This is a genomic window from Hyphomicrobiaceae bacterium (genome assembly GCA_041397645.1).
In the GTDB taxonomy this organism is placed as follows: domain Bacteria; phylum Pseudomonadota; class Alphaproteobacteria; order Rhizobiales; family Hyphomicrobiaceae; genus Hyphomicrobium_B.
Genome location: JAWKWE010000006.1, coordinates 37,132 through 61,273, shown reverse-complemented (window position 1 = coordinate 61,273; position 24,142 = coordinate 37,132). Strand labels below are relative to the sequence as shown.

Sequence of the window (24,142 nt, the reverse complement as noted above, 5' to 3'; positions counted from 1 at the left end):
AGCCATTTAGCTTTGTGATCTGGACTGAGAGAAACGGCAGCTTTTCGCTGCCGTTTTCGTCATGCTTTTGCCAGCAACTTAAGTGCGGCTTCGTGAACACGCTTGTCACCGCTTGCGATGATGTCACCGCCTGCGTTCGCCGCCGAGCCTGACCACGTGGTGACGACGCCACCGGCGCGCTCGATAATGGGAATGAGCGGGGCAATATCGTAGGGCTTCAAATCGGGTTCGATTATGAGATCGACGAAGCCCGCAGCGAGGAGGCAATAGCCGTAGCAATCGCCGCCATAGCGCGTCATCCGCACGGCCTTCTCGAAGCGGCGAAGAATGTCCTGTTGGCGACCTCTTGCAAACAGGCCGGGGTGAGTGGACGTCAGCACCGCGTCCGCGAGGTTCTTGCAAGAACGAGTGGACAGCGTAGAGACTTTTCCGTCAGGGCCGCGGCGCATGTGCGCACGCTTCTCGCTCGACCAGAAGCGCTCTTGCGTGAAGGGCTGGTTCATTAGACCCAGCACGGGCGCCTCGCCATCCATCAGGCCGATGAGCGTGCCCCATAAGGGGCTTCCCATGATGAAGGCACGGGTCCCGTCGATGGGATCGACTATCCAGCGATACGAACTCAGGCCATCGAGATCGCCGAATTCCTCCCCAGTCAACGCATGATCGGGAAAGCGGGCTTTGAGCGCCTTGGTAATGACCTTTTCCGCCGCGCGATCTGCGTGCGTGACCGGATCGAAGCCACCTTCAGCCTTGTTGTCGATCGAGAGCGGGCGCCGAAAAGATTTCAACACCGCAGAACCACTAAGGTCGGCGAACTCGTGGGCCGCTTCAAGCAGGACCTTGAAGGGCAGGGATTTCAACTTTCGGTTGTCGATGGGCATGGCGAAGTTATGGGAAGATCTGAGTATTTTTGGAATGGGCGTTCAATTTACTTGGGATAGCGGAGGTCACGCCAGCGTTACGTTGTAAACCGCAGTTGTTGCCGGCCTGTTACATAGAATTGTTAATGTGTTTGGTCTAGGATTATGGATGATTGCGGTGCCCCGCGAACCGGCGCATCTTCGTGTTGCGGTTGCGGTCGACACGCTTCTTTCGCAATCGTGTTGCCCACTTTGGGCGTTTCCTCCCTAGACTTGGGGCCGTTCGATTTACGGACGGCCTTTTTTTGTTGGGAGCACACATTCTCCCCCTCTGATCCTCACGGCCGGTATGCTTGCCCTAACGTGCCTCTGCCCTGTGAGGAATGACGTCAAATCGCTGGGAAGCCGCCTTAACCATCATGCTTCAGATGTGCATTGCGGCGCTCGTTCTGCGCGCGTATTCTTTCATTTTGTTGCGGATTGTGATCGGTTTCGCTGGCCGGTTCGTCGGAAAGATCGTTGGGGCATCGTGAAAAAACAATATATTCCAGCAGGATAACGTCTTTTCCTCCCGTTGGTGAAATGCAAATGAGAATGTCAGCTCTGCGAAAATTGCAGTTGCTCGTGGTGCGCCGCACCCTTAATTATTGCATTGCGACATCGACAAGTCTTGCTTGTCTGTCGTAGCCCTCCTTGGGCGTTTCCTCCCTAGACTTGGGCCGTTCGTTCTCCGAACGGCCTTTTTTTTTGGGCCCCGGCAATGGTAGGCGGGAGTGCGGGTGCTTCAGTTGAGATTGGGCGGTTCTATTCTGCTGCCGCGCTGTAGGGTCCGAACATCTCGTGTGCGCTCGATATAAGCCCTTGGAAGATGGTCTCGAGATCGGCCCTTAGACCAGAGAAGCCCTTGCTGGCGACAAGGCGACGTTCATCCAGATACAGACCGCGATTGATTTCGATCTGCAACGCGTGGATGCCGCGGGTCGGTTTGCCATGATGTTCGGTGATGTAGCCTCCGGCATAGGGCCGGTTCATCTGTACGTCATAGCCGGCCCGCAGGAAGGAATCGCGCACCGCGCGGGCGAAGTTCGGATCGCAGGAAGCGCCATATCGATCTCCGATCACTATATCGGGCCGCGCGCCACCGCCCGCTACTGCGGCGGTGGATGGCATCGAATGGCAATCGATCAGCACCGCAAAGCCGAACTGTGCTTGTGTTTCCTCAATAAGTGAGGCGAGTGCAGCGTGGAAGGGAAAGTAAAGCCGCTCTATGCGGGCCATGACAGTCGTCAACGGAAGCCGATTTTCGTAGATTTCCTCGCCATCGGCAACGATGCGCGCAACAGTGCCCAGCCCTCCTGCGACGCGTACGGACTGCGTGTTGGCGTGCGAAGGGAGTGGATCGCTGACAAGCTCCGGGTCGAGTTCATAGGGCTCGCGGTTGAGGTCGAGATAGGCTCGGGGAAAGAGGGCAGCGATCAGCGGAGCGCCCAACGCGGGCATGCCTGAAAAGAGCTGATCGACGAAGCAATCCTCCGATTTGCGCAGCGACATCGCGTCAAGCCGGGAGGCTGCGAGGAAATCAGCAGGGTATCGCCGGCCAGAGTGGGGCGAGGAGAAAACGAACGCAGCCGTCTGCCGTTCAGGCCGAATGAGCTCAAAGGAGGGGCTGGCAGCGTTTGCTTGGGAAGCGTCGTTGTCCATCCTCGTTCAGTCGATCCCCGCATTCTGGAAAGTGCCAAGGCCACGTCGAAAAGGCGTGTGTGGTTCTCTTCAGGCCCTTGCTGGCTGATTTATGACGACAGTGCCAGTGTTACTTCCTCCTGTCCATTGCATCGTGTCCTGGCGCGGTACTTGTGCAACGCGGGGCGTGTAGACTTTGGAAAGGCACGCGGGGAAGCGTGTGTGCACGGCAACTGCCGGCTTAGGTTCGTCCACAGGTTCATCCTAAGTTTACCAAACTCGGGACAGATTTGCGTCTTAGCGAAATTCCGCTACATGCATTGTCTCCAAGATTTCCCTCAAGCAAGAGTACGCTTATGCCCGCGAAGCCCTCCAGCATTCCGTTGCACCGCATCCTTCTGGCGGAAGACGACGATTCCATGCGGGGTTTCCTGGTCAAGGCGCTGGAGAAGGCCAATTACGACGTTGTGGCTTTTGCCAATGGCGAAGATGCCTTTGAGCGGTTGAAGGATGAACCGTTCACGCTGCTGCTCACCGATATCGTGATGCCAAAGATGGACGGGATCGAATTGGCTCGGCGGGCTAGTGAGATAGATCCCGATCTCAAGATCATGTTCATCACCGGATTTGCGGCTGTCGTGCTCAACAGTGACAACCAGCCTCCCAAGGACGCCCGCGTTCTGTCTAAGCCTTTCCATTTGAAAGACCTTGTAAAAGAGGTCGATCGCCTGCTTGCGGCCTGAGGGCGCAGGGGGAAATCGGCTTTCCGGGGCTGATTTTACCAACGGAGGCTTGACCAGCCCGCCGAACACCCTCTAGAAGCACGACTTCCCTTATCGGGCACTTAGCTCAGCGGTAGAGCACTACCTTGACATGGTAGGGGTCAGAGGTTCGATCCCTCTAGTGCCCACCACTACACCATCAGATTTTCTTGGCCTTTTCGGGTTTTCCTTACCCTTGCGATGCTGGCCGTTTTTCTCATGTGTCGGCCGTGTGTCAATGATGTTGGCGGCGACCTATGACGCCCGTCCGGGTACCGCACGGCTGTCAGTCGTCCTTTGAAGTCGAGCCGAAAAGGCGCGGACGGGCGCGCGGCCTCGTTGTGGCGCTGGGCTGTGGTGGTTGAAGGGCCTAGGCTGGTGTTTCGTAGGCGCGGTGTCTTTGCATAATGCTTTCGATAACAGCCCCCATCGATCGCGCTATGACCTGATGCCCTTGCGCTGATAGGTGCATGTCGCGTTTGAAGCGGAAGTTCCGGCGCTCTTCTGGAGTGTATCGAAAGAGGTCCGGCAGCATGTCGTAAAGGTGGCACCCCGTGTCGGCTGCCAATTCTCGAAAGCGCGCCTGGTAATTGGTGGGGTCGCTCGATCCCTCGATATCCGTCCACATTGGAATTGGCGCAAGCAAGACGGGAGCAGGGCTCTGGCGAATCCACTTCTCAAGAATTCCGCGAAGAAGCAGCCAGCTCGGGCTATCGGGAGAATCGTACTCTGGAACTTGCTGTGTCTTGGTAATGGTCTGCGCAAGATCCTGAATGCCCAAGTTCTTAAGCGCCGTGCGTACTCCCTTATGCCGAACGAGTGGGCGCAGCACAGTTGGAACAGGCAAGATCGCTTTGAATCTATGGACGTGACGGGCGTCCTCCGGCGCGAGCGTCTCGCTCGTAAATGGCTTCTTCGGTACCGGGACGTTCTGCAGCTCCAGTTCGTCTTCAACGAGACTGAAGTACGGCTTTGCATAGAAGGTTTCTTGTCCGCTGGCATCGCGAAATGTGAGGAAGCGATTGTTTACCCGCTTCACATTCTCCGCATAGGGACTGATTATAAGTAGGTCGCAATCGACCGAAGCGCCGAACTCAAGGTAGGTCAAATACTGCTGGTCTGTGCCGGTGCCAGTTAGAGAGTAGTTGAACACTTCGAGGTTGGGCATTGTCTCTTCTAACAAGTCACTGAAACGCTCTTTATTCGATACGCCATCACCGGCGGTTTGTGAGTCTCCAAAAATGATTGCGCGAAATGTGTTCGGCGTGCGTTCGCGCACGAACTCACGTTCCGAACGAAATCCAGACGAGTTGGTGCGCACCAGATAGCCACCCGGCATACCGTTCTCGAGTGGAACTCGCGATCGGACGTTTGGCACGTAAGTGTAACCAATCCGAGGATGGTAGCTCCATAATGAATGCCACATTTGCGTGGATCCTATTTGATGCCGTACTTCTTGGCCATTCGATCGCGCCGTTCGACGACGAGTTCGTATTGTTCCCGTGGCCAATCCTTATAGTAGGATGTCCGCTGCAATGCCTTTGAGCCAGACAACACAGCGTTGATACGGTTCGCCACCACGATGAAATATGGATTGTTGCCGGACGAGTCTGGGTACGAACTATTCATTGTCTTGGTAACGCCAGTGTTCAGGAATATGCCATCCGAAATCAATTCGGCATTGAGAGATTCAACATACTCGCTAATTCCCCATTGCCACTGAACCCTCGGTGGAAACGCCATGACTCGGGTGGACAGATTTTTGGAGTCACGCAACTCGATGGATTTTTGACGAATGAATGAGCGGACGTTGCCCCGCAGATAGACCTTCACGTCTACCTGATCTGCGAGAATGGCCGAGAGTGCGTAAGGGCAGGGCGCGAACTTTCCCTTGTAGAATTCGTTTTTGACGGTGACAAATTCCTTGAGCCAAGCCCAAATGTCTTGACCTACAGTTTCTTCGATCGACGCCTCTACGCTCATGGCGCGTTCCTTCCCGCCTTCAAAACATCGTGTAACACATTATGTCCACATCCCCGGTGCTGACTGCTGCCTCTTCTTCCAGGGCGCGCGCAATTTTCCGCATCCAGGGGCACATACTCGCCAAGTGCTCCTCGCCCTCGGCGATCCAATGCTGTGCAGCCACGTCGATAAGTCCCGTCGCATCGCCTCCGCCTGGGAAATCGAAGTCAGCAGATTGCATGATCGCCATGCTGGGTGGTCCAAAGTAGGTCAGCGCCTTCACATCCCTTGCGCGGGCGAAGTACCCTTCATGTCCCGTCGCGCGCATCGCTTCAGCCGATGGGATCACTATGTCGTCGAACAGTGCCAGGGAAAGGCGGTCGACTGCGTTTGAATCAATCAAGTTCATGCTCAAGCCTCCAGTCGTCCTTCTCCCGCCAAGCAGGTTGCTCACTCTTCCAAAGCAAGCAATCTTCAAGTACCAACAGATCAATCTCCGTGCGCATGAAGCAGCGGTAGGCGTCTTGAGGTGTGCATACGATGGGCTCACCCCTTACGTTGAAGGATGTGTTTACGAGAACGGGGCAACCCGTCAGTTCCTCGAACGCTCTCAGAAGCTGGAAGAAATCAGAATTGCGCTCAGCATCGACCGTTTGGACGCGAGCACTGTAGTCAACATGCGTGACTGCCGGGATATCGCTCCGCTTCTGATGGAGAATGGGTATCATGTCGCCGCTATCGAACGTCGACCAATCCATAGGAAGTTGGCGTTCGGCTTTTACGGGCGCGGTGAGCAGCATGTAGGGGCTCTCACATTCGAGTTCAAAATGGTCTGCCGCGCGTTCTGCTAATACTGCGGGTGCAAATGGCCGAAAGCTCTCGCGGAACTTCACCTTGAGGTTCATCGTGCTTTGCATATCCGTACGCCGCGGATCGCCGAGAATTGATCGTGATCCCAGCGAGCGCGGTCCGAACTCCATTCGTCCGCGGAAGTATCCAACCACTTTGCCATCCGCCAATGCGCCGGCAACGATCTGCGCGCGTTCGTCCGAATTGGTAACGTGATGGTGCGGCCAGTCTTGGCGCTCTATGATTGAGGCCACTTCATGGGGAGCGAAGCGAGGGCCAAGCAAGCTGCCCATAAGCGAGTCGCTGCTTGGCTTCACAGAGCGTGGCGCGCCGAACATTTGGTGCGAGACTAAGAGCGCTGCGCCGAGCGCACCTCCAGCGTCTCCGGCCGCAGGCTGGACAAACAATCCCTCGAGCCCCGACTCCCGCCGTACGCGGCCGTTGGCAACGCAGTTGAGTGCCACGCCGCCTGCTAAAACGAGATTGTTGGATCCGGTGAGCGCCTTGCCATGAGCGACCAGTTTCAGAACGATGTCCTCGGTGACCTGCTGTATCGATGCGGCGAGGTCCATCTCCTTGTGCGTAATCGTCGTGTCGGGTTTCCTGGCCGGGCCGCCGAAAAGCGCTTCAAAGCGCTTGTTTATCATTAGACGCGAGTCAAGAAAGCCAAAGTAATCCGTATCAAGGCAGAAGGAACCGTCGTCCTTCACGTCGATCAAGGTATCTCGAATGAGATCAGCATAAATTGGCTTCCCATATGGCGCGAGGCCCATGAGTTTGTATTCGCCAGAATTCACCTTGAAGCCGCAATAGTAGGTGAATGCGCTATAAAGAAGCCCCAGCGAGTGCGGGTATCGTATTTCTTTCAGCAATTCTATTTTATTGCCGCTCCCGAATCCCAGTGTGCACGTGGCCCATTCGCCGACGCCATCGATGGTCAGGATCGCGGCTTCGTTGAAAGGCGAGGGATAGAAGCAGCTGGCGGCATGCGCCATGTGGTGATGGGTATGGAGTAGACGCGGCGTCTCCCCGAGCACGGCTTCAACATCGGCAGCAAATTGAGCCTTCGTTCCCAATATTCCACGGCAAGCTGCAACGAACTGCTCGCGACCGGATGGAGCTACGCTCAATGCGTTTTTCATCGCGCGGTCCAGCGTGAGTAGCGGACTATCATAGAAGGCGACCGCTTCTAGCTCGGCGGGATCTATGAACGCTTCACCCAGGCAATAGTTGATGGCTTGGCGAGGAAAGCGAGGGTCGTGCTTCTTACGCGAAAACCGTTCTTCCTGCGCTGCCGCGATGATCTCTCCATCACGAACGAGCGCTGCGGCGGCGTCATGGTAGTATGCTGAAATGCCGAGTACGTACCCCACCAGCTCACTCCTGTGATCATCATGGGCGGGTCGCGATAGAAGATGACGGTATTTAACGAAAGTGTCGGCGATATTACAAATTGAAGGTGTGCGAACAAAATTGGTAAATTGATCTTCGTTTGAGATTATTGTTTATTGTTGTGCAATGCTGGGGAAGTTGCCCAATAGGATAGGCGTTATCGCTCGTATGGCGTAGTGCGAGGTATCCAACTAGTTCAAAGCGAGCTTCTTGCGCTGACCTGAGGCCCCTGAAGGCCGGAGAGCATAGGATGCCGGTTGAAGCGCAGCGCAGCCAACCACCCGACAAGCGCCGCGAGCGCCGCAAGTAGGACGTCGCTGAATGAAAGTGTGGCTTTGTCTTGTATTGCTAGGATCAAGAGCGGCAACGCAACACACACTGCGGTGACCAGTGCGCTATGTGATAGTGCGGACGCCAGCTCGCCCCACGTAAATGGAACATGCTTCCTGACAAAGTAGAGCGAAATCCCAAGCTGCAGCGGATAAGTGAGCCACGTGCTCCAAGCGAGCGCGTAGACTCCAAAAAATGCGCTTGCTGCGCTGATCGCCGCGCACAAAGGAAACGCGACCATGCTCCGCTTAACCATGTCACTTAGGCCGCCAGCTGCGACTAGAACAGAGCCATCGAATTTACCGAGGAAGCCGGCCATGGCGCCAAGAGCCATAATCTGAGCAACGGGTGCAACGCTGTCCCACTTTGCGCCATATAACGTCGTGACGATTGGATGCGCCAATATTGCCAATAGGATGAGTGCTGGCCAATAGACAACAGTCACACATTGCAGAGTGCGGATGAAAGGCCTTTTCAGATCGCGGCCTTGTCTCGCTTCAGCTGAGAGCGCGGGCAGCATCAGCACGTCCACGCCGCTAAGCAGGAGCTTGCCGGGCAGTTGGGACAACATCAGAGCGCGATGGAAGTAGGCAACCACCTCAAGCGGCAAAATGTGCCCGAGTATCAGGTAGGGGACGCTCTCATAGCCCGCGCGCAACACTGAGTGAGTGCCGTTGTACTTGCCAAATTTGAATAGATCACCGGCACCGTCGAGCGTGGGGCGGAAGAACCAGAATTTGGGTTTGAAAACCGCTGCCGCAAGTGCGGTTGCCGTGAATCCGCAGAGTATGCCTATGGCAAAGCTAATATAGCCCCAGCCAAGGGCCGCAAGTGCGATTGTCACGCAGGCCATAGTCGCGGTGCCGGCCGCCCCGATCATAGCAGCCTTGTCAACGGCCATATCGCGGCGTGCGACGGCGACGACGGGTTGGGCCAGGGCTTCGGCGAGCAAGCCTACCGCAACAATCTGAAGAAAAGTTGTGAGTCGTTCATCGGTATAAAGAGAGCCGAAAATCGGCGCACCAAGCGCGAGAGCAAGTGTAAGAAGAACGTTGAAAGCCAGGATGCCGGTAAGGGCGCCCTTCGTGCGTGTGTCGCACAGATCGGCGTGCTTTATCAGATATGTTGAGGTCGCATATTCGCGTAGCGAGGTCGCTACGTTTACAATTGACATCCCGACCACCGTCACACCGATCTCGTTGGGCGACATCAGTCGAGAAGTCGCGACGGCGACGACGAAATTTGCGCCAAGCGCGAACTGTTGCTCTCCGGTCGCGAGCAGGACAGCCTTGCGCAAACTTATCATTTCGGCTCCGGGGTGCGTGCGTAGTCATTGTTCATAGACAACTGGTACGCGTAAGATGATCAAAAGACGTATCGACCGTTCGGACTTAGCGTCCCAGCCCGCGGCGAGGAGGAGAGCGAAGCCTTCTTTTCGTATTTCCGAGAATGTGAGAGCTAAGCTGAACCGCCAATCACATGCGAGGCGAACTTTCGGCTGCACCGCCGATTACACTTCCGTGACGCCTCTCAATGAAGGTCATGAAGTCGCGCGTCGGCGCCGTAAGCTTTACCAATTGGAATGCCCCACCGGTGGTGCGCCGATTGTCGGGTACGTCTTTTGGTTATATTAGGCATTCCATTTTAGGCGTCTCACGCATTCCGGCAAATGCACGCGATTATATTTGGAAGCTGCGACCGTGTTGTCGTCGCAAACTCTCCAGATTGATCCGGCCGGAGGCCGAGTTTTCGTCCTCCAACTTCGTTCCTTGAGGAAATGTCCGAGGCAATCGGAATGCACTTGTCCCCGCCGATTTGGTATCAAGGCGATGCGATGGAAGTCAGCATCCCTGTATGGGTCGTGTTTGGACTATTGTGCGTGGGCCTGTGGCATGTGGGACGCCGGAGCTTCTCAATATTCAACCGAAGGGAAGCAGGTAGTCCATCGACTGTAATCGTCACACTGCAAGGGCTCGCCGGCTTGCTTCTTATCGGCGCCATGGCGACGCTCTTCCTCGATGTGGCGCAATCCCTGGCGGGCCAGAGCCGCTTGGCCGCCACTACGCTAAGTGACCTGTGGAATTGGGCTCAGCCTGCAGGTTTGGATGTTTCGCGTGAAGGGATACAGGCACATCTGCCACCGTCGGTTTGGGATCGGGGGATCATAAAGTTTCTCCATTTGCCGGTTTGGCTCGTGCTGGCGGCGATAGGGTCATTGCTCTACCTGATTAGTGCAAGACGTCGAAATGGAGTGGCATCGGCCGTTGAGGCGAGTACCGAGGTCTCGGGACAGTCGAAATCGTTACCCCTGGTAAGTACTCCTCGTTCCGAGCTCAAAGCCGCATTGACGTCTTGCAAGGCAGCTTTCATCGGCATCGCGTTCTTCTCCGGTTTGATCAACGTCCTCATGCTGACGGGGTCGTTCTTTATGCTTGAGGTGTATGACCGGGTGCTGCCGAGCCGAAGTGTGCCGACGCTCGTGGGTCTAGCACTGCTGGCGGGCGGCCTGTTCTCTGCGCAAGGACTTCTCGATTTGATCCGGAGTCGTCTGCTGGTGCGGATCGGCGCATCTCTCGACGAGGCTTTGAGCGGACGCGTTTACAACGCGATTGTTCGTCTTCCGCTCAAGACCGGCTACCGAAGCGAGGGGAACCAGCCACTACGTGATCTCGACACCATCCGGTCGTTTCTATCCGGCCTCGGTCCCACCGCTCTCTTCGATATGCCGTGGATGCCACTCTATCTTTGTATCATTTACGCATTTCACCCCATTCTCGGGATGGCTGCACTAGGTGGTGCCGTCGTTTTAGTGATCCTGACCGTGCTCACCGAGGCGTTTATCCGCACGCCAACGCGATCAGCCACCGAGGCTGCCATGCATCGTAACGGCCTGGCGGAGACCAGCCGGCGCAATGCCGAAGTTCTCTTGGCCCTGGGAATGGCCGGTCACATGGGGGCACGCTGGAGTGACGCCAACCAAAGCTATATTGCCAGTCAGCGGCGGGTGAGCGACGTTTCCGGCGGTCTCGGCGCTCTCTCCAAGGTTCTGCGTATGATGCTGCAGTCGGCCATTCTAGGAATCGGCGCGTATCTCGTCATAAGGCAGGAAGCAACGGCCGGTATCATCATTGCGGGATCGATCTTGTCGGCCAGGGCGCTCGCCCCTGTCGATTTGGCGATTGCAAATTGGCGAGGGTTTGTTGCCGCGCGGCAGGGATGGCAGAGGCTTCATAAGTTGCTGGCTTTCTTGCCCGCACAAAATGAGCTTATGCAGTTGCCTGCGCCGAAGGTAAAACTCTCGGTGCAAGGCGCGAGTGCGTCACCGCCGGGTGATACGAGATCTGTCGTCCATGAGATCAGCTTTGACCTGAAGAGTGGTCAGGGGCTTGGTATCATCGGACCAAGTGCATCGGGCAAGTCTTCGTTGGCGCGGCTGCTGGTTGGCGTATGGCGTCCCGTGCGTGGTAGCGTACGTTTGGATGGCGCATCCCTCGACCAATGGCACTTCGAAGAACTCGGCCGTCATGTTGGGTACCTGCCGCAGGACGTGGAGCTGTTTGCAGGCACGGTGGCTCAGAACATTGCCAGGTTTGATCCTGACGCGGACTCTAAGATGATTATTGCAGCGGCTCATGCGGCCGGAGTGCACGATCTCATCGTCAATTTGCGCGATGGCTACGAGACCCAGCTAGGAGACCAGGGCTCGGCTCTTTCAGCCGGTCAACAACAGCGTATTGCGTTGGCACGGGCACTGTACGGCGATCCGTTCCTGGTGGTGCTGGACGAGCCGAATTCCAACCTCGACGCAGAAGGGGAGGCGGCCCTAACGCGGGCAATCGTCGGTATCCGGGCGCGCGGCGGTGTCGTTGTGGTCATTGCGCACAGGCCGAGTGCGATCGCCGGGGTCGATCTGCTTCTGGTTCTGGCGCAGGGCCGCACCCAGGCATTCGGGCCCAAAGACGATGTTCTGTCGAAGCTCGTACGACCTTCGCCCCCCGTTTCGCCGCTTAAGGTTGTTACCGATCTTGAGGGGGTCGCATCATGACTGTTCGGCCAAGCACACGAACACTGCGATCCATACGCCGCCACCTTTACGCTGGGGCAGGCCTTTTCTTGCTTCTTGTTGGAGGCGTGGGAAGTTGGGCAGCAACTACGGAGATATCGGGCGCCGTCATTGCCCCAGGCGCGCTCGTTGTCGACTCCAGCGTGAAGAAGGTGCAGCATCCGACTGGCGGCATAGTCGCCGAGCTGAACGTGCGTGACGGGGACCGTGTTAAGTCCGGCGATGTGCTGGTGCGCCTTGACGATACAGTGACGCGAGCCGGGCTTGCCATTGTCACCAAGGGGCTTGATGAGCTTCTAGCTCGCAAGGCGCGGCTGGAAGCTGAGCGGGATGGGCAAGACGATCTCAATTTTCCCAATGAACTTGTCGCGCGTGCGAGCGATCCTGGAGTTGCGCGTGTTATGCAGGGCGAGCGCAAGTTGTTTGAGATCCGCCGCTCGGCGCGAATGGGGCAGAAGGCCCAACTTCATCAGCGCATAGATCAGCTGGACGAACAGACGAACGGTTTGACGATACAAGAGCAGGCCAAGGCTCAAGAGATCGTGTTGATCAACCGGGAGCTGCAGGGCGCGCACGACCTGTGGGCAAAGAATCTCATGCCGATCACCAAGCTCACCGCCTTGGAACGCGAGGCAACACGGGTCGAAGGTGAACGCGGTCAATTGATAGCCGCCGTTGCGCAATCGAAAGACAGAAGATCGGAGACCGAGCTGCAGATCACCCAGATTGATCGAGACCTTGCCAGTGAGGTTGGTAAGGACTTACGCGAAGTTGAGGGTAAAATCGGCGAACTTGTGGAGCGCAAGGTCACTGCCGAGGACCAGCTGAAGCGCATTGATATTCGAGCTCCTCAGGATGGCACAGTGCATCAGCTGGCGGTTCATACAGTAGGTGGTGTGATTGGCACGAACGGTGAGACGATCATGCTTATCGTTCCCAAAGGCGATAATCTTGCAGTGGAAGCGAAAGTGCTACCGCAGGACATTGACCAGCTTCGGTTGAGCCAGCAGGCCACACTGCGGTTCTCCGCCTTCAACCAGAGAACCACACCTGAGATCAATGGTGAGGTCAGCAGGATATCGGCGGATGTTTCGGTTGATCAACGAACGGGCCAAAGTTACTACACGACCCGCATTACATTACCCGCCGAGGAGATCGCGCGTCTGGGCAACGTCAAACTCGTGCCGGGTATGCCGGTCGAGGCTTTCATCGAGACGGGTGACCGCAATGTCCTGTCCTATCTCGTGAAGCCGATGCGCGATCAGGTCGAGCGTGCGTTCCGCGAAAAATAGCCGATCGATTTTCCCTTACCAGAGCGGGCTGAGCTGACGTGGGTTGGAGCAAACAGGGCGCGCGCTCAACCTCGGCAATTTCGTGAAGCGCGTGGCGTGCACCGGGTGATCAATTTGGTGGCCTGAGATTTACCCCCTTTGGCGGAATTAACGCGCCCATAATCGCGTCCTAACGTGCGGGAGCGGCAAGTCACGCCGCGCAGCAAGCTGCGGGATGGCGAGTATGATTAAACTTGCAGATGAATGGGCGTCAAAATCGCGGCAAGTAGGCACAATCTGGGGAGATGGTCTCGTCGAACAGTCGTTGCACACGGCTTGGTATGCGAGCGATTGGGATAGCATTGATCTCGACGAACTGATCATGTTTTTGCCGGTGCTTTTAGCGAGCGGTGGCCGAGGAGAGCGAGGTCCGGCGCGGCACATCCGGAACGCTATTGCTGCGCACATGCGTTCTCTCGCGTCGAGCCTCGAGCAGCATTGCGACTTTGAAGACGTTTCGGAACGCGAGCGCGTAATGAGCATGATTTGTGCGGACATTTTGCGCGATGGAGTGATGGCGGACCCCAAAACAAACATTTCGATTGGCCGGGCCCTGTCATCGATAAAATCGAGCACTTTGCGAGAGTATCTCGTCTATCAGGTGGCAGTTATCATCACGCTTAATCGCGTTCTGCGCGCCGCGGAAGGAGATTGCCAATCGACATCCGATTGCGAACAAGCCGACGCACTTGTCGCCTCGATCCACAGCAGGGTCAATGGCGCTTACATCTACCCGCAATGGGCCTTTGCGCATGAACTGTTCTCCGCGGGTGCCTGGCTAGGCGTTCTTTTGTCGGGGAGGTGGGCTTTACTGCCGGAATTTCTGGCCGAGGTGTTTGCCGAACTTCTCGAGCGATCTGAGGTATCTGGTGCGGCGAACTTGGTCGCTTCTGATCTGGTGCTGCTATCGTATATCGATCGCACAATAGGACGTAGCCGGTTGCTACGTCAGGCCAAGCGCGTGCGGGAAACAGGAGTTCCTGTGGTCATCAAATCAAAGCGGATGCGATTCTCGCCGCCATCGGCACCGTTCGTCTGGAATGGCGGACTATTCGATGTCGTGGCAAAGCGCCTAAGCACACCTGATTGGAACTACGCTCACTGACTCGGCGATCGACTACTCCAATTGGAGTAGTCACTCACCCAAAGACGTACTGCGGCACAGCAAGCGTCGGGATTTAATCGTTCTTTCGGATCGCCACAGGCTACTTTTTCGGCACGACACACGGTGAGTAAGTGGGGGTAGCATTTAAATAGACGTTTCGACGTTCGAGGACCTCATTCGCTGTGGCCGGTGGTTAAGTGAATTGGAAAATTTCTAAAGGGCCAAGCGGCTCTCTCGACTTCTAAATTGGAATGGTGCCGTTATGACGATGATCGAGAAGAAAACAATCATGACAATCCAACGCTCCTATGTCACCGCGTTGATACGGCCCGTCGGGCTCGCTGCAGCGCTGTCGGTTATGCTGTGGAGCTTGGGCATTGGTCATGTCAGCGCTCAAGGCGTTGCGGAGAATGTGGCTGGGAATAGCGAAGAAGAATATCTTCTTGGTCCGATGGACAAGGTGAGGCTGAAAGTTTTTGCGTGGCGGCCCTCCCGCGATGAAGTGTTCGAGTGGAAGGCATTGAATGATGTCTACACTGTCGGGCAGTCGGGCAAGATATCACTGCCTCTAATCGGAGATATTTCGGCAGCTGGCGGCAATGTCCGCGATCTTTCGACGGCCGTGGGCCAACGAATGAAGCAGGCGTTGGGCCTTGTTGAGGCGCCTTCCGCTACGGTCGAAATTGTACAGTACCGTCCCTTCTACATCTTGGGATCCGTCGAACACCCCGGCGAGTATGCGTACCGTCCAAATTTGACAATCGTGCAGGCGATTTCGATCGCCGGCGGGCTGCCGCGTCTGACGCAAGCAGAAGTGTCGCGTTCGGACCGTGACACCATCACCACTGCAGGCGATGCTCGTGTCATTCAGAGCGAAATCTACTCGCTTGTCGCCAAGCTAACCCGGCTTGAAGCTGAAGCCAATGGCGAGACGAGCATCGTGTATCCGGCATCTTTGATGAGATCGAGTAGTGCGTCCGATATCGAGCCGGTGTTCGACGAAGAAAACCGCATCTTCAATGCGCGGCGCAAGGCATATGAGTCGCGCAAGACCGAACTCGAAAGCATGAAGGCCGTGCTGCAGCAGGAACTACAGGCCTCCAATGCTAATCTCGAAGCCCAGGATCACTATGTTCAGCTTGCTCGAGATGAGATGGATCAGTTCACCAAGCTGCTGGAAAGGAGACTGACGACGAATGCGCGAAAGTCTGAGGTGGCTCGGAACTTGATGCAGGTCGAAAGCGAGCGGATGCGTCTAAGGAGCGATAAAGCGCGAGTGCGCCAAGAATTGAGCAGGCTTGAGTTGGAAGCCTTCGAGCTCAGCAGCGTTCGCACCAATCAGACTTATGCCGACATTCGTGCTACCAAGGCTCGCCTTGATGAGCTGCGCCGGAAGATGATCACAGCCGGACAGCTGTTGCGGCAGTCGGAAGCTACGACCCCTCAATTGGCATCGATCGAGGATCGTCCGCGCAGCGAACAACTCACGTTTGCGATCGTACGAACCGACAAAGCTGGTGCGCGCGTTGAGGTGGCTGCAACCGAGACGACGGTCCTGCAGCCAGGCGATACGGTTAAGGTCATCCCTCCGCCGCGAGGCAGTGCAGAGCATGTCATGGCCCGCTATGGCTGGGGACCCTCGGACATTGCACAGCTCCTGGACACAACGAACACTGTGGCCGCTAAGCTGATCACGATCGGCGCGCCCTAATTAATCGGTAGGCAGCCAAGCAAGAATTTGCTTGGCTGCCTATTCGCTTCATTTTGCCGTCCGCGTCATGACGTTTGCCACGGTCGACCGATGGGACGCTCTCCAACCCAGGACGCAAAACTAGACATGGATGATAGACCACGCTGCGAAACGCAGAGTACGCCCGGTAACGCCGATACAAATATTTATTGGTGGGCATATCCATCGCGTATCGTTCTATTCGTCCACTTTCCTATTTTTGTCCTGTGTGCCTACCTCGGCGAAAGTGCTTATGCGGTCTACAAGCACAGCACCAAATTCTTCAGCGGTGAAATCGTCATCGTAGGAGCCATCGCATTAGCGATGTTTGCTCTTGCCTCCATGATTTTTGAGCCAGTTCGTGCACAGTCCGCGTCAGAAGCTCGCATAGACGTGCGTGCGGTCGATCGCGCCGTCAATGTTCTCTTTGCGCTTGTGCTCGGGGCCTATGCGATTTTCATGTTTCCGTTGCTGTTTAAGCCGCAGCTCCTGATTGATTTGATGCAGGGTTCGACGACGGCCATGTACGACTTGCGAACCACGTTGAATCGCATTCCCGGGGTCACAAGCTTTGTTGCAGTCGAATCGCTGCTTGCTGTGATCATATTGAATTATCGCCTACTGACCGGAGCGGCACTGCCGGCGCACTACCGCATTCTCTTCTTCGTCGTGATGTTCGCTTGTGTCATGCGTGCCTGGTTGTGGTCGGAGCGCCTGGCGGTTATCGAGTTGGCGCTTGCCATGGTGGTGACGCTTTACGCGAAGGCGAACGTCGAAAAATCTACCCGCACGATCGACTTGAAGCCGTTGGCGCCCTTGCTAGGGCTTGTCGGCTTACTTGCTGTGTTCAGTCTGGGAGAGTATTTTCGTTCGTGGCAATATTACCAGAATGTCTTCCCCGGCTCATTCTTCGAATTTATTGTTATCCGGTTTTCGGGATATTACGCGACAGCCCTCAACAACGGTGCGCTTCTCGTGGAAAATGGCCCGCTGTATGAACCTGTAATGACAGCGCACTGGTATCACAGCTTCCCGCTTTGGCAGTTTATTGATCCTACTCGGTCTGCCGAAGGCTTCGATGTCATGGCATATCTCGAAGCCTATCTTAATCCCGAATTCAACAACACGAGCGGTATCCTTATGCCGCTATTCGACTACGGCTACTTCCTGGGTGTTCTCTTTTGCGCGGGGCTCGGTGCCATCAGCGGCCGCTTGTTCGCCGGCTTTGCGAGAGGGGAGTTGCTCGGCATGCTGTTCTATCCGCTGTGGTTCACCGGAGTTGTAGAGCTTCTGCGTGTATTCTACTGGGGGCACAGCCGGTTTTTTCCCGTGATCCTCGCGACGCTCGCGGTTGCCGCTTATTTTCGGGCACACGCAGTCGACAAGACTTTGCCGCAGCAACAGCTCGCGCTCCCGAGTGCCAGCCGGACATGAACGATGAAAGCGCTAATCAGCTTCTTAATCGTAATCGGCGCGGTTTCGGCGGGCTCTTCGGTAGTGGCGGCAGTTCCGGTTAGTCCGCAATTCGAAAATTCGCGCAAATCATCGTGCGCGCTTCCGGATATTGTCGACAATCTTGCTGTCGCCGACGTGCGCAATTTTGGGGCCCGCGGCAATGGTGTAGACGACGATACTTCAGCAATCAATGCAGCGATACGATCGCTCAAGGGCGGCGGAACTGTGCTTTTTCCGCCCGGGCGTTACGTCCATAACGATGTGATTGCGATCGCCAGCGACAACATCACGCTGGAAGGACGAGACGCAGAGCTCTTTGCAACTAATCCGGATCGATCGGCAGTGATCATCGGAGGCAAGGGAAGTGGTCTGCGGAACTTGACGATCAGCGCAGTTCGTCCGGAAGCGCGAGGGCAATCTAATCTGCAAAGCGGCATCGTGGTGAAGGGCGAGGGCGTTCGCATTGCGCGAACTCGTGTCAGCAACACGAAGAGCGCAGGGATCTGGATCAGTGGCGGTCGCGATTATGTCATCACCTGCAATGACGTGGTCGATACGAAATCCGATGGCATTCATTCCACCGACGGCGCAACAAACGGCCGCGTCTCGTGGAACCGCATCTACAATTCCGGAGACGACGGCATTTCCGTCGTCTCCTACCGTTCCGATAAGCAGGCGTCGTCAATCACGATAGAGAACAACACTGTCGAACATATCCGCTGGGGGCGCGGCATTTCGGTGATCGGTTCGACCGATGTCACGATCCGTCGCAACCGTGTCAGCCTAATTGCGATGGCTGCGGGTATCATCGTTGCGCGCGAAGCCTCTTATAATACGCCTGGCGCGAGCAGCGTCATTATCGAGCATAATGTCGTTATCGACGACCAACAAAAAATCGCTCCGTTGGGGGGGGCAACGCGAACCGGGCATGGCGCTATTGAAATCAATTCTGACGACGACCAGCCCGCCGCCGCGGTGGCAAATGTTACGATCAACGCTAACCGCGTAGATGGCGCAGCCTTTGATGGCGTTCGACTGCTTGGGAATGTTTGCAATGTCCGGGTGACATCAAACGTCATGTCGGAAATAGGCGGCAAGGGCGTCAACGTGGCCAGCCATTGCACGCCAGCTCTGACCGCGTGCCAGGACAATTTGTTGGACGGCGAGACGATCAACTGCCCTTGAGTAAAGGGGTGGTCCTTGTGCCGTTGAACTGGGAACTTGGGTCTGGACTTCAGTTGGATAGGCTTCGACAGGCGTGGAGTACCCCAACAGGATGACAATACGCCTTTTGGAGATGCGAAATCGTCGGCTGCGTCTCTCGGCACCGCCCCGTTAGATTCTTATGATTTCGGGAAGTAAGATCAGGAATCTCGTTGCGCTGCTCTTATAATTGGAAGTGTCTCGTAATCCGATCGAAGATCGTGAGATTAAATAGAGTGTAGAGAAGCTAGTGTTGGGTGGGTCGAGGTGAATATTCTCAGAACGGACTTCACGCACGACGCGTCGGAGGAAGTACAAAATGGGGCAGACGCGGCAACTGCGCGCTGTCGCAACTGTGGAGCGCCATTACGAGAAACGTTCGTAGATCTCGGAATGTCACCTTTGGTTCAGAGCTTCGTCCCTGCATCAAAGCTGGATGAAGTCGAATATTTCTACCCGTTACACACGCTTGTGTGCGGCGAATGCAAACTGATCCAGCTGCGCGACTACGTCGCTCCCGACCACATTTTTACAGAGTACGCGTACTTCTCATCGTATTCGGCGTCATGGGTGTCGCACGCGAAGGCGTATTGCGAAATGATCACCAAACGGCTGTCGCTTGGTCCTCAGAGCTTTGCGGTGGAGATCGCGGCGAATGATGGCTATCTTCTGCAACATTTCCTGCCGCTTGGTGTGCCGGTTCTCGGCGTCGAACCGGCCGCCAACGTGGCAGAGGCCGCAAAAGCGAAGGGTATTCCGGTCGTGGTTGAGTTCTTCGGAACTCGCCTCGCTGACAAGATTTCTCGCGACATTCGCAAGGCAGATCTTATCATCGGCAACAACGTTCTAGCGCACGTTCCGGACCTCAATGACTTTGTGGATGGTCTGCATGACCTTCTGGCGCCTGAGGGCGTCTTGACGATGGAATTCCCGCATCTTGAACGTCTCGTCGCCGAAAATCAGTTCGATACGATCTATCACGAACACTTTTCGTATTTTTCATTGCTGACCGCCGATAGGGTTATGCGCCGTCACGGCCTGGAGATCTTTGACGTTCAGGAAGTCGCCACGCACGGTGGTTCGTTACGAATATTCGCAGCTCACCCCGGAGCGCAGGTTTGCTGCAGGACCCCAATTGTCGACACCATTATGGAACGAGAGCGCGCAACCGGCCTCGATGATATCGCGACACTTGCCGGCTTTAGAGCCAAGGTTGAGGCGACGAAGCGGAATCTCCTTGCTGTGCTGATCGGGATCAAGAACGAAGGAAAGAGCATCGTAGGATACGGCGCGCCTGGGAAGGGTAACACATTGCTAAACTACTGCGGCATCGGCGTCGACTTTCTGGACTACACCGTTGATAAGAACCCCTACAAGCACGGGACCTACACACCGGGTATGCACATTCCGGTCAATCCTGTCGAAGTAATAGATGTCACAAAGCCGGATTATGTTCTCATCCTGCCGTGGAATCTGAAGGCGGAGATCATGGCTCAGATGCGCAATATTCAAGACTGGGGCGGCAAATTCATCGTCCCCATTCCGACCGTCGAGATTGTCGACCCGCGAACGTAGCGGGCCAGGCGTGAAACCTTGAAGGCGTCGATAATGAGTGTTGGGGACGAGTTTCTGATCGGACGGCCCACCTCTAGGCCGCTCAGCGCGCTTCCCAGTGTGTCAAGCGTCACCGGCACAGATCTTTACGACTTGGCAAGCCGCCTTTATCCCATTTGCAGGAGTATTACGGGACCAGGTGTCCGCGAGACGCTAAGATTGATCGCCGATCATATCGATATCGACGTGCATGAGGTGGCGACGGGAACGCAAGTTTTCGATTGGACCGTACCGCGCGAATGGCACATCCGCGATGCCTACATCAAGGATGGGACGGGCCGCCGGATTGTAGACTTTGGGGCGTCAAACCTCCATGTCGTGAACTACAGCGCGCCCGTGCACGCAACCATGGGGCTTGCAGAATTGCTTCCGCATTTGCATTCGCTGCCCGACAAGCCAGATCTCATTCCTTATCGTACATCCTACTATCAAGAGACTTGGGGCTTTTGTCTCGCGCATAGCCAACTGGAAGCACTGGAGGATGGAGATTATGAGGTCTATATCGATTCAAGCTTGGTAGACGGTTCGTTGACCTATGGAGAGTTCTTACATCGTGGTGCCACGGACCGAGAATTCGTCCTGTCCGCGCACATCTGCCATCCTTCGCTAGCCAACGACAATTGTTCAGGATTAGCCTTGCTGACGCTGCTGGCGGAATGGATTAGCAGGTATCATACGCGGCTAAGTTACCGTTTTGTATTTGCGCCCGGCACCATTGGTGCGGTGACTTGGCTTGCCCGGAATGAAGCTCGCACTCCTAACATTGAGCACGGTTTGATCGTTTCCTGCGTCGGCGATGGCGGCGGACCGAACTACAAGCGCAGCCGAAGGGGCGACGCGGTCATCGATCATGCGATGGAGCATGTGCTGTCAAATTCGGGTTTTTCGGCGCGCATCGTCGATTTTGCACCCTACGGGTATGACGAGCGCCAGTACTGCTCACCGGGATTTGACTTACCTTTCGGTCTTTTTCAGCGCAGCCAGTGGGGCGCTTTTCGAGAGTATCACACAAGCGCCGACAACTTGGACCTCATAGCGCCTGAGCATTTGAAGACCTCACTGGACGTTATTGTTTCCGCTATTGAAATTGCTGAGAAGAATTGCACCCTTCGTAATCGATTGCCGAAGTGCGAGCCACAGCTCGGAAAGCGGGGGCTTTTTGGTCCGATGGAAGGTAACAAGGCGTCGGCTGCCTCCAATATGGCGATGCTTTGGGTGTTGAACCTGTCGGACGGAGACCATTCGCTTCTGGATATAGCCCGCCGTGCGAACCTGCCGTTTTCGGAGGTTTCTGGAGCAGCTGACAGGCTTCTAGAGCACGGGCTTCTCAGCGGTAAAACGCTGAAGTAGCAACCGACGAGACGTATACATCGGGCTCTATTGAGGGCCGCCGTCGTCGACCTGTATCTTGGATAAGAGAGTGCCTATTCGTAGAACTCCTATCCGAGACAGTGGGCCATTCCGAGAGATGCGGGAAGCCTTACCGCAAAGCTTGCATGCTCAATATCTACTCGAATTGCCTGAGCTTAGTGCATTGTATCCCACTTGATTCTTAGAGCTCAGTGCGTGTAGATAATAATCGATGTAATCAAATTGATAAAAAATAAAAATATAGAGAGCTTGTGGGAAGCGAGAAGCCTCAAGGAAGGATTAGATCTAGAAATCTTTCGACAGACAGAGGTCCAGCGATGACGTCTAGTTGCGTGGTAGGTCATCAAGGTTCAAACGAGCACACGATTGTTGTCATTGAAGAGCGTACATTATTCCAGGAATGCCTTGCGAGAAACCTTCAGGCGAAAACCGAATACAACGTCGTTTGTGCTTCGGGCGTGGAAGAATGCGTGGAGCTTTGCAAGCTCGGCACAGTAGCGAGTTTCTTACTCTGCATTTCGGATACGCGGAATGCCTACGACAAGTGCGCGAGATTGGCTGAGCTTGGGGCGCACGCTCCGACTATCGTCGTCGCGGGAGATGAAGAAGCCGAATTCATCGTTGGCGCGATCAAGAGCGGCGTAAAAGGCTACATTCCCACCAGCATGACGCTGGAGGCGGCAATTGCCGCCATCAATTTTGTCGTTGCCGGCGGAGTTTTCGTTCCAGCAAGCAGCCTGCTCAACTCAGCGCAAGTTAAGGGTAGCAACCCTGCTAGCACAAAAAGCCCGACAAACGCGCTTTTCACCGCTCGACAAGCTTCGATTGTGGAGGCCCTGCGTCAAGGCAAGGCCAATAAGGTCATCGCCTATGAGTTGAATATGTGCGAGAGCACTGTGAAGGTTCACGTGCGTAAGATTATGCGCAAGCTCAAGGCTTCAAATCGTACGCAAGTCGCGTATTTGACCAACGAGATCTACAAGGACAGAACTTTATCCGCTGCAAGAGCTTAGATCTCTTGCACGCGAGATGCGTCAAGTCGGTCCATTCCTGGACACTGTTGGCGCCAAACCCTTTCGATTTGCGAGACAACGTTTCCGAGAAACGACTTCAACGCTGAACGACAGACAGCGGTCCGAAAGCAAGACTTCCGTATTCGTACGTGAGGTCGATTTGGGAAGAAATGCGAGGTTCCTATGGCTGATACCGCAGCATTGCACACCAACAACATCGTGACTGAAACAAAAAGGTTCGGCGCTGTGGCGGCTCCAAACGCTTTCGGGTCCGACTCCATCAGTCAATTTCTGCACAGGCATCTGAAAACGATCGTCGAGTCGATGGTCGCTGCCTTGGTGCTGGGCTGCGCCTATCTTTATTTTGCATCGCCGACCTACACAGCACAGACCCAGATCCTGATCGATCCAGGTCTACCCAATGTGCTACGCGATCAAACGATCGAACCGCCTATGGCGATGGACAGCCAGCAGGCTGAAACTGAGATAGCCGTTCTGCGATCAGAGCGGGTGGCATCGGCGGTCATCGATCGCGTGAATCTCGCCGACGATCCTGAATTCAATGGGCCTTCGCTCTCAGACAGACTTGAGAACTGGTTCTTGTCGGCCCCGTCGACACCGCAAGTTGAACAGGAGCGCGCCCGCCGAGCCGCGCTGGCGGCTTTTCAAAGGAGCCTGATCGTGCGCCGGATCGGGGTCTCTTACGCCATCGACGTGTTCTTCACCTCTAGCGACGCCGACAAGTCTACGCGTATTGCTAACGCCGTAGCAGAAGAATACATCCGCTTCCAGATTGAGACGCGCGCTAACGCCGCCAAAGTCGGCAGCGAGTGGCTCGAGAAGCGCTTGGACGAACTTCGGGCGGAGATGAACGATGCCGCGCGTAAGATGCAAGAGAAAAGGGCGCGGCAAGACTACAGCATTGGTGGAACTCTTACCGCGCCGCCTGCGGGCAGCACACCTGTAGAGGGCTCGGATCAATCGGAGGAGGCGAAAGCGCCTAGTCCCTCCGCACCGCAAGTTTCGTTAGAGGATCTGGAAACGACCGCTCATACATATCGGCGCATTTATGAGAATTATCTGCAGTCTTATATGGCTGCCGTGCAGCGACAATCGTTTCCGATCTCGAACGCCCGCGTCATAACCAAGGCAGTTCGGCCGTTGACGCAAAGCCGTTCAAACGGTCTCATTCTGGCTCTTGCCCTTTTGCTCGGCGGCCTTGCTGGTGTAGGCATAGGCATCCTTCGTGATCGCAACGTCAATGCCAAAGCGGCGGCTCCGGCCGGCACTTGAGAGTGCAATTGTTGGTTTAGGACTAAGAGGGAGAATTGCACCACCCGGCACAGCGTTGCCGGGTGCGAGGAGCGACTCTCAATCTGGATTGAGATGACGACGCGGCCTCGTCCACTTTTGTCGGACGGTTA

General features: G+C 55.7%; 17 protein-coding genes, 1 tRNA gene and 1 pseudogene. 12 read left to right on the top strand and 7 right to left on the bottom strand.

From position 1 onward, the window contains the following. Positions 1-59 precede the first annotated feature (59 nt). Both hisN and R3D51_16295 read right to left on the bottom strand, forming a co-directional pair. The gene (gene hisN, locus R3D51_16300) at positions 60-881 is read right to left on the bottom strand and encodes a histidinol-phosphatase (protein MEZ5901043.1); all 822 of its coding nucleotides are present in this window, start codon (positions 879-881) and stop codon (positions 60-62) included. A gap of 783 nt (positions 882-1,664) precedes the next feature. Continuing rightward, complete coding sequence (locus R3D51_16295; GenBank protein MEZ5901042.1) at positions 1,665-2,561, bottom strand: N-formylglutamate amidohydrolase; 897 nt, start codon at positions 2,559-2,561, stop codon at positions 1,665-1,667. 335 nt (positions 2,562-2,896) lie between these two features. Between R3D51_16295 and R3D51_16290 the strand changes: the two genes are divergently transcribed. Both R3D51_16290 and R3D51_16285 read left to right on the top strand, forming a co-directional pair. Continuing rightward, positions 2,897-3,283: a response regulator gene (locus R3D51_16290; GenBank protein ID MEZ5901041.1), complete on the top strand. Its 387-nt coding sequence runs from the start codon at positions 2,897-2,899 to the stop codon at positions 3,281-3,283. Positions 3,284-3,378: 95 nt separating this feature from the next. Then, a tRNA-Val gene (locus R3D51_16285) sits at positions 3,379-3,453 on the top strand. 218 nt (positions 3,454-3,671) lie between these two features. Here R3D51_16285 and R3D51_16280 read toward each other — a convergent pair. The 5 genes from R3D51_16280 to R3D51_16260 form a co-directional block, all read right to left on the bottom strand. After that, entirely contained in the window at positions 3,672-4,580 is a 909-nt protein-coding gene (locus tag R3D51_16280; protein MEZ5901040.1) for an SGNH/GDSL hydrolase family protein, read from the bottom strand. A gap of 158 nt (positions 4,581-4,738) precedes the next feature. Further along, positions 4,739-5,284: a hypothetical protein gene (locus R3D51_16275; GenBank protein ID MEZ5901039.1), complete on the bottom strand. Its 546-nt coding sequence runs from the start codon at positions 5,282-5,284 to the stop codon at positions 4,739-4,741. A 19-nt stretch (positions 5,285-5,303) separates the two neighbouring features. Continuing rightward, positions 5,304-5,672, bottom strand: a complete 369-nt coding sequence (locus R3D51_16270; GenBank protein MEZ5901038.1) for a hypothetical protein — start codon at positions 5,670-5,672, stop codon at positions 5,304-5,306. Further along, on the bottom strand, positions 5,659-7,485 hold the full coding sequence (locus R3D51_16265) for a carbamoyltransferase N-terminal domain-containing protein (protein ID MEZ5901037.1): 1,827 nt from the start codon (positions 7,483-7,485) through the stop codon (positions 5,659-5,661). Before R3D51_16265 ends, R3D51_16270 begins: the two co-directional genes overlap by 14 nt. A 215-nt stretch (positions 7,486-7,700) precedes the next feature. Next, entirely contained in the window at positions 7,701-9,140 is a 1,440-nt protein-coding gene (locus tag R3D51_16260; protein MEZ5901036.1) for an oligosaccharide flippase family protein, read from the bottom strand. Positions 9,141-10,142: 1,002 nt separating this feature from the next. Between R3D51_16260 and R3D51_16255 the strand changes: the two genes are divergently transcribed. The 10 genes and pseudogenes from R3D51_16255 (at position 10,143) to R3D51_16210 (ending at position 24,011) form a co-directional block, all read left to right on the top strand. Continuing rightward, a complete protein-coding gene (locus R3D51_16255) occupies positions 10,143-11,879 on the top strand; it encodes a type I secretion system permease/ATPase (GenBank protein ID MEZ5901035.1) in 1,737 nt (578 codons plus the stop codon). Next, complete coding sequence (locus tag R3D51_16250) at positions 11,876-13,189, top strand: HlyD family type I secretion periplasmic adaptor subunit (GenBank protein MEZ5901034.1); 1,314 nt, start codon at positions 11,876-11,878, stop codon at positions 13,187-13,189. The genes R3D51_16255 and R3D51_16250 overlap by 4 nt, the downstream gene beginning before the upstream one ends. Positions 13,190-13,412: 223 nt before the next feature. Then, positions 13,413-14,333, top strand: coding sequence for a hypothetical protein (locus tag R3D51_16245; protein MEZ5901033.1), 921 nt, complete (start codon positions 13,413-13,415; stop codon positions 14,331-14,333). 289 nt (positions 14,334-14,622) lie between these two features. Continuing rightward, on the top strand, positions 14,623-16,044 hold the full coding sequence (locus R3D51_16240; protein MEZ5901032.1) for a polysaccharide biosynthesis/export family protein: 1,422 nt from the start codon (positions 14,623-14,625) through the stop codon (positions 16,042-16,044). 126 nt (positions 16,045-16,170) lie between these two features. Further along, positions 16,171-17,496: an O-antigen polymerase gene (locus R3D51_16235; GenBank protein ID MEZ5901031.1), complete on the top strand. Its 1,326-nt coding sequence runs from the start codon at positions 16,171-16,173 to the stop codon at positions 17,494-17,496. A 3-nt stretch (positions 17,497-17,499) separates the two neighbouring features. Further along, on the top strand, positions 17,500-18,702 hold the full coding sequence (locus R3D51_16230; protein ID MEZ5901030.1) for a right-handed parallel beta-helix repeat-containing protein: 1,203 nt from the start codon (positions 17,500-17,502) through the stop codon (positions 18,700-18,702). Positions 18,703-19,065: 363 nt separating this feature from the next. Next, positions 19,066-20,295 (top strand): annotated as a pseudogene (locus R3D51_16225) (class I SAM-dependent methyltransferase). A gap of 33 nt (positions 20,296-20,328) precedes the next feature. Next, positions 20,329-21,684 (top strand): DUF4910 domain-containing protein, encoded by a 1,356-nt coding sequence (locus tag R3D51_16220; protein MEZ5901029.1) that lies wholly within the window; start codon positions 20,329-20,331, stop codon positions 21,682-21,684. Positions 21,685-22,022: 338 nt separating this feature from the next. After that, positions 22,023-22,718: a response regulator transcription factor gene (locus tag R3D51_16215; GenBank protein ID MEZ5901028.1), complete on the top strand. Its 696-nt coding sequence runs from the start codon at positions 22,023-22,025 to the stop codon at positions 22,716-22,718. 183 nt (positions 22,719-22,901) lie between these two features. Next, positions 22,902-24,011, top strand: coding sequence for a Wzz/FepE/Etk N-terminal domain-containing protein (locus R3D51_16210; protein MEZ5901027.1), 1,110 nt, complete (start codon positions 22,902-22,904; stop codon positions 24,009-24,011). Positions 24,012-24,142 lie beyond the last annotated feature (131 nt).

Bases quoted from the DNA above. Each gene is read 5' to 3' on its own strand.
- R3D51_16250 (MEZ5901034.1), top strand. From the start codon at position 11,876: ATGACTGTTCGGCCAAGCACACGAACACTGCGATCCATACGCCGCCAC.
- R3D51_16235 (MEZ5901031.1), top strand. From the start codon at position 16,171: ATGGATGATAGACCACGCTGCGAAACGCAGAGTACGCCCGGTAACGCC.
- R3D51_16245 (MEZ5901033.1), top strand. From the start codon at position 13,413: ATGATTAAACTTGCAGATGAATGGGCGTCAAAATCGCGGCAAGTAGGC.
- R3D51_16270 (MEZ5901038.1), bottom strand. From the start codon at position 5,672: ATGAACTTGATTGATTCAAACGCAGTCGACCGCCTTTCCCTGGCACTG.
- hisN (MEZ5901043.1), bottom strand. From the start codon at position 881: ATGCCCATCGACAACCGAAAGTTGAAATCCCTGCCCTTCAAGGTCCTG.
- R3D51_16215 (MEZ5901028.1), top strand. From the start codon at position 22,023: ATGACGTCTAGTTGCGTGGTAGGTCATCAAGGTTCAAACGAGCACACG.
- R3D51_16260 (MEZ5901036.1), bottom strand. From the start codon at position 9,140: ATGATAAGTTTGCGCAAGGCTGTCCTGCTCGCGACCGGAGAGCAACAG.
- R3D51_16240 (MEZ5901032.1), top strand. From the start codon at position 14,623: ATGACAATCCAACGCTCCTATGTCACCGCGTTGATACGGCCCGTCGGG.
- R3D51_16290 (MEZ5901041.1), top strand. From the start codon at position 2,897: ATGCCCGCGAAGCCCTCCAGCATTCCGTTGCACCGCATCCTTCTGGCG.
- R3D51_16210 (MEZ5901027.1), top strand. From the start codon at position 22,902: ATGGCTGATACCGCAGCATTGCACACCAACAACATCGTGACTGAAACA.
- R3D51_16230 (MEZ5901030.1), top strand. From the start codon at position 17,500: ATGAAAGCGCTAATCAGCTTCTTAATCGTAATCGGCGCGGTTTCGGCG.
- R3D51_16295 (MEZ5901042.1), bottom strand. From the start codon at position 2,561: ATGGACAACGACGCTTCCCAAGCAAACGCTGCCAGCCCCTCCTTTGAG.
- R3D51_16275 (MEZ5901039.1), bottom strand. From the start codon at position 5,284: ATGAGCGTAGAGGCGTCGATCGAAGAAACTGTAGGTCAAGACATTTGG.
- R3D51_16220 (MEZ5901029.1), top strand. From the start codon at position 20,329: ATGAGTGTTGGGGACGAGTTTCTGATCGGACGGCCCACCTCTAGGCCG.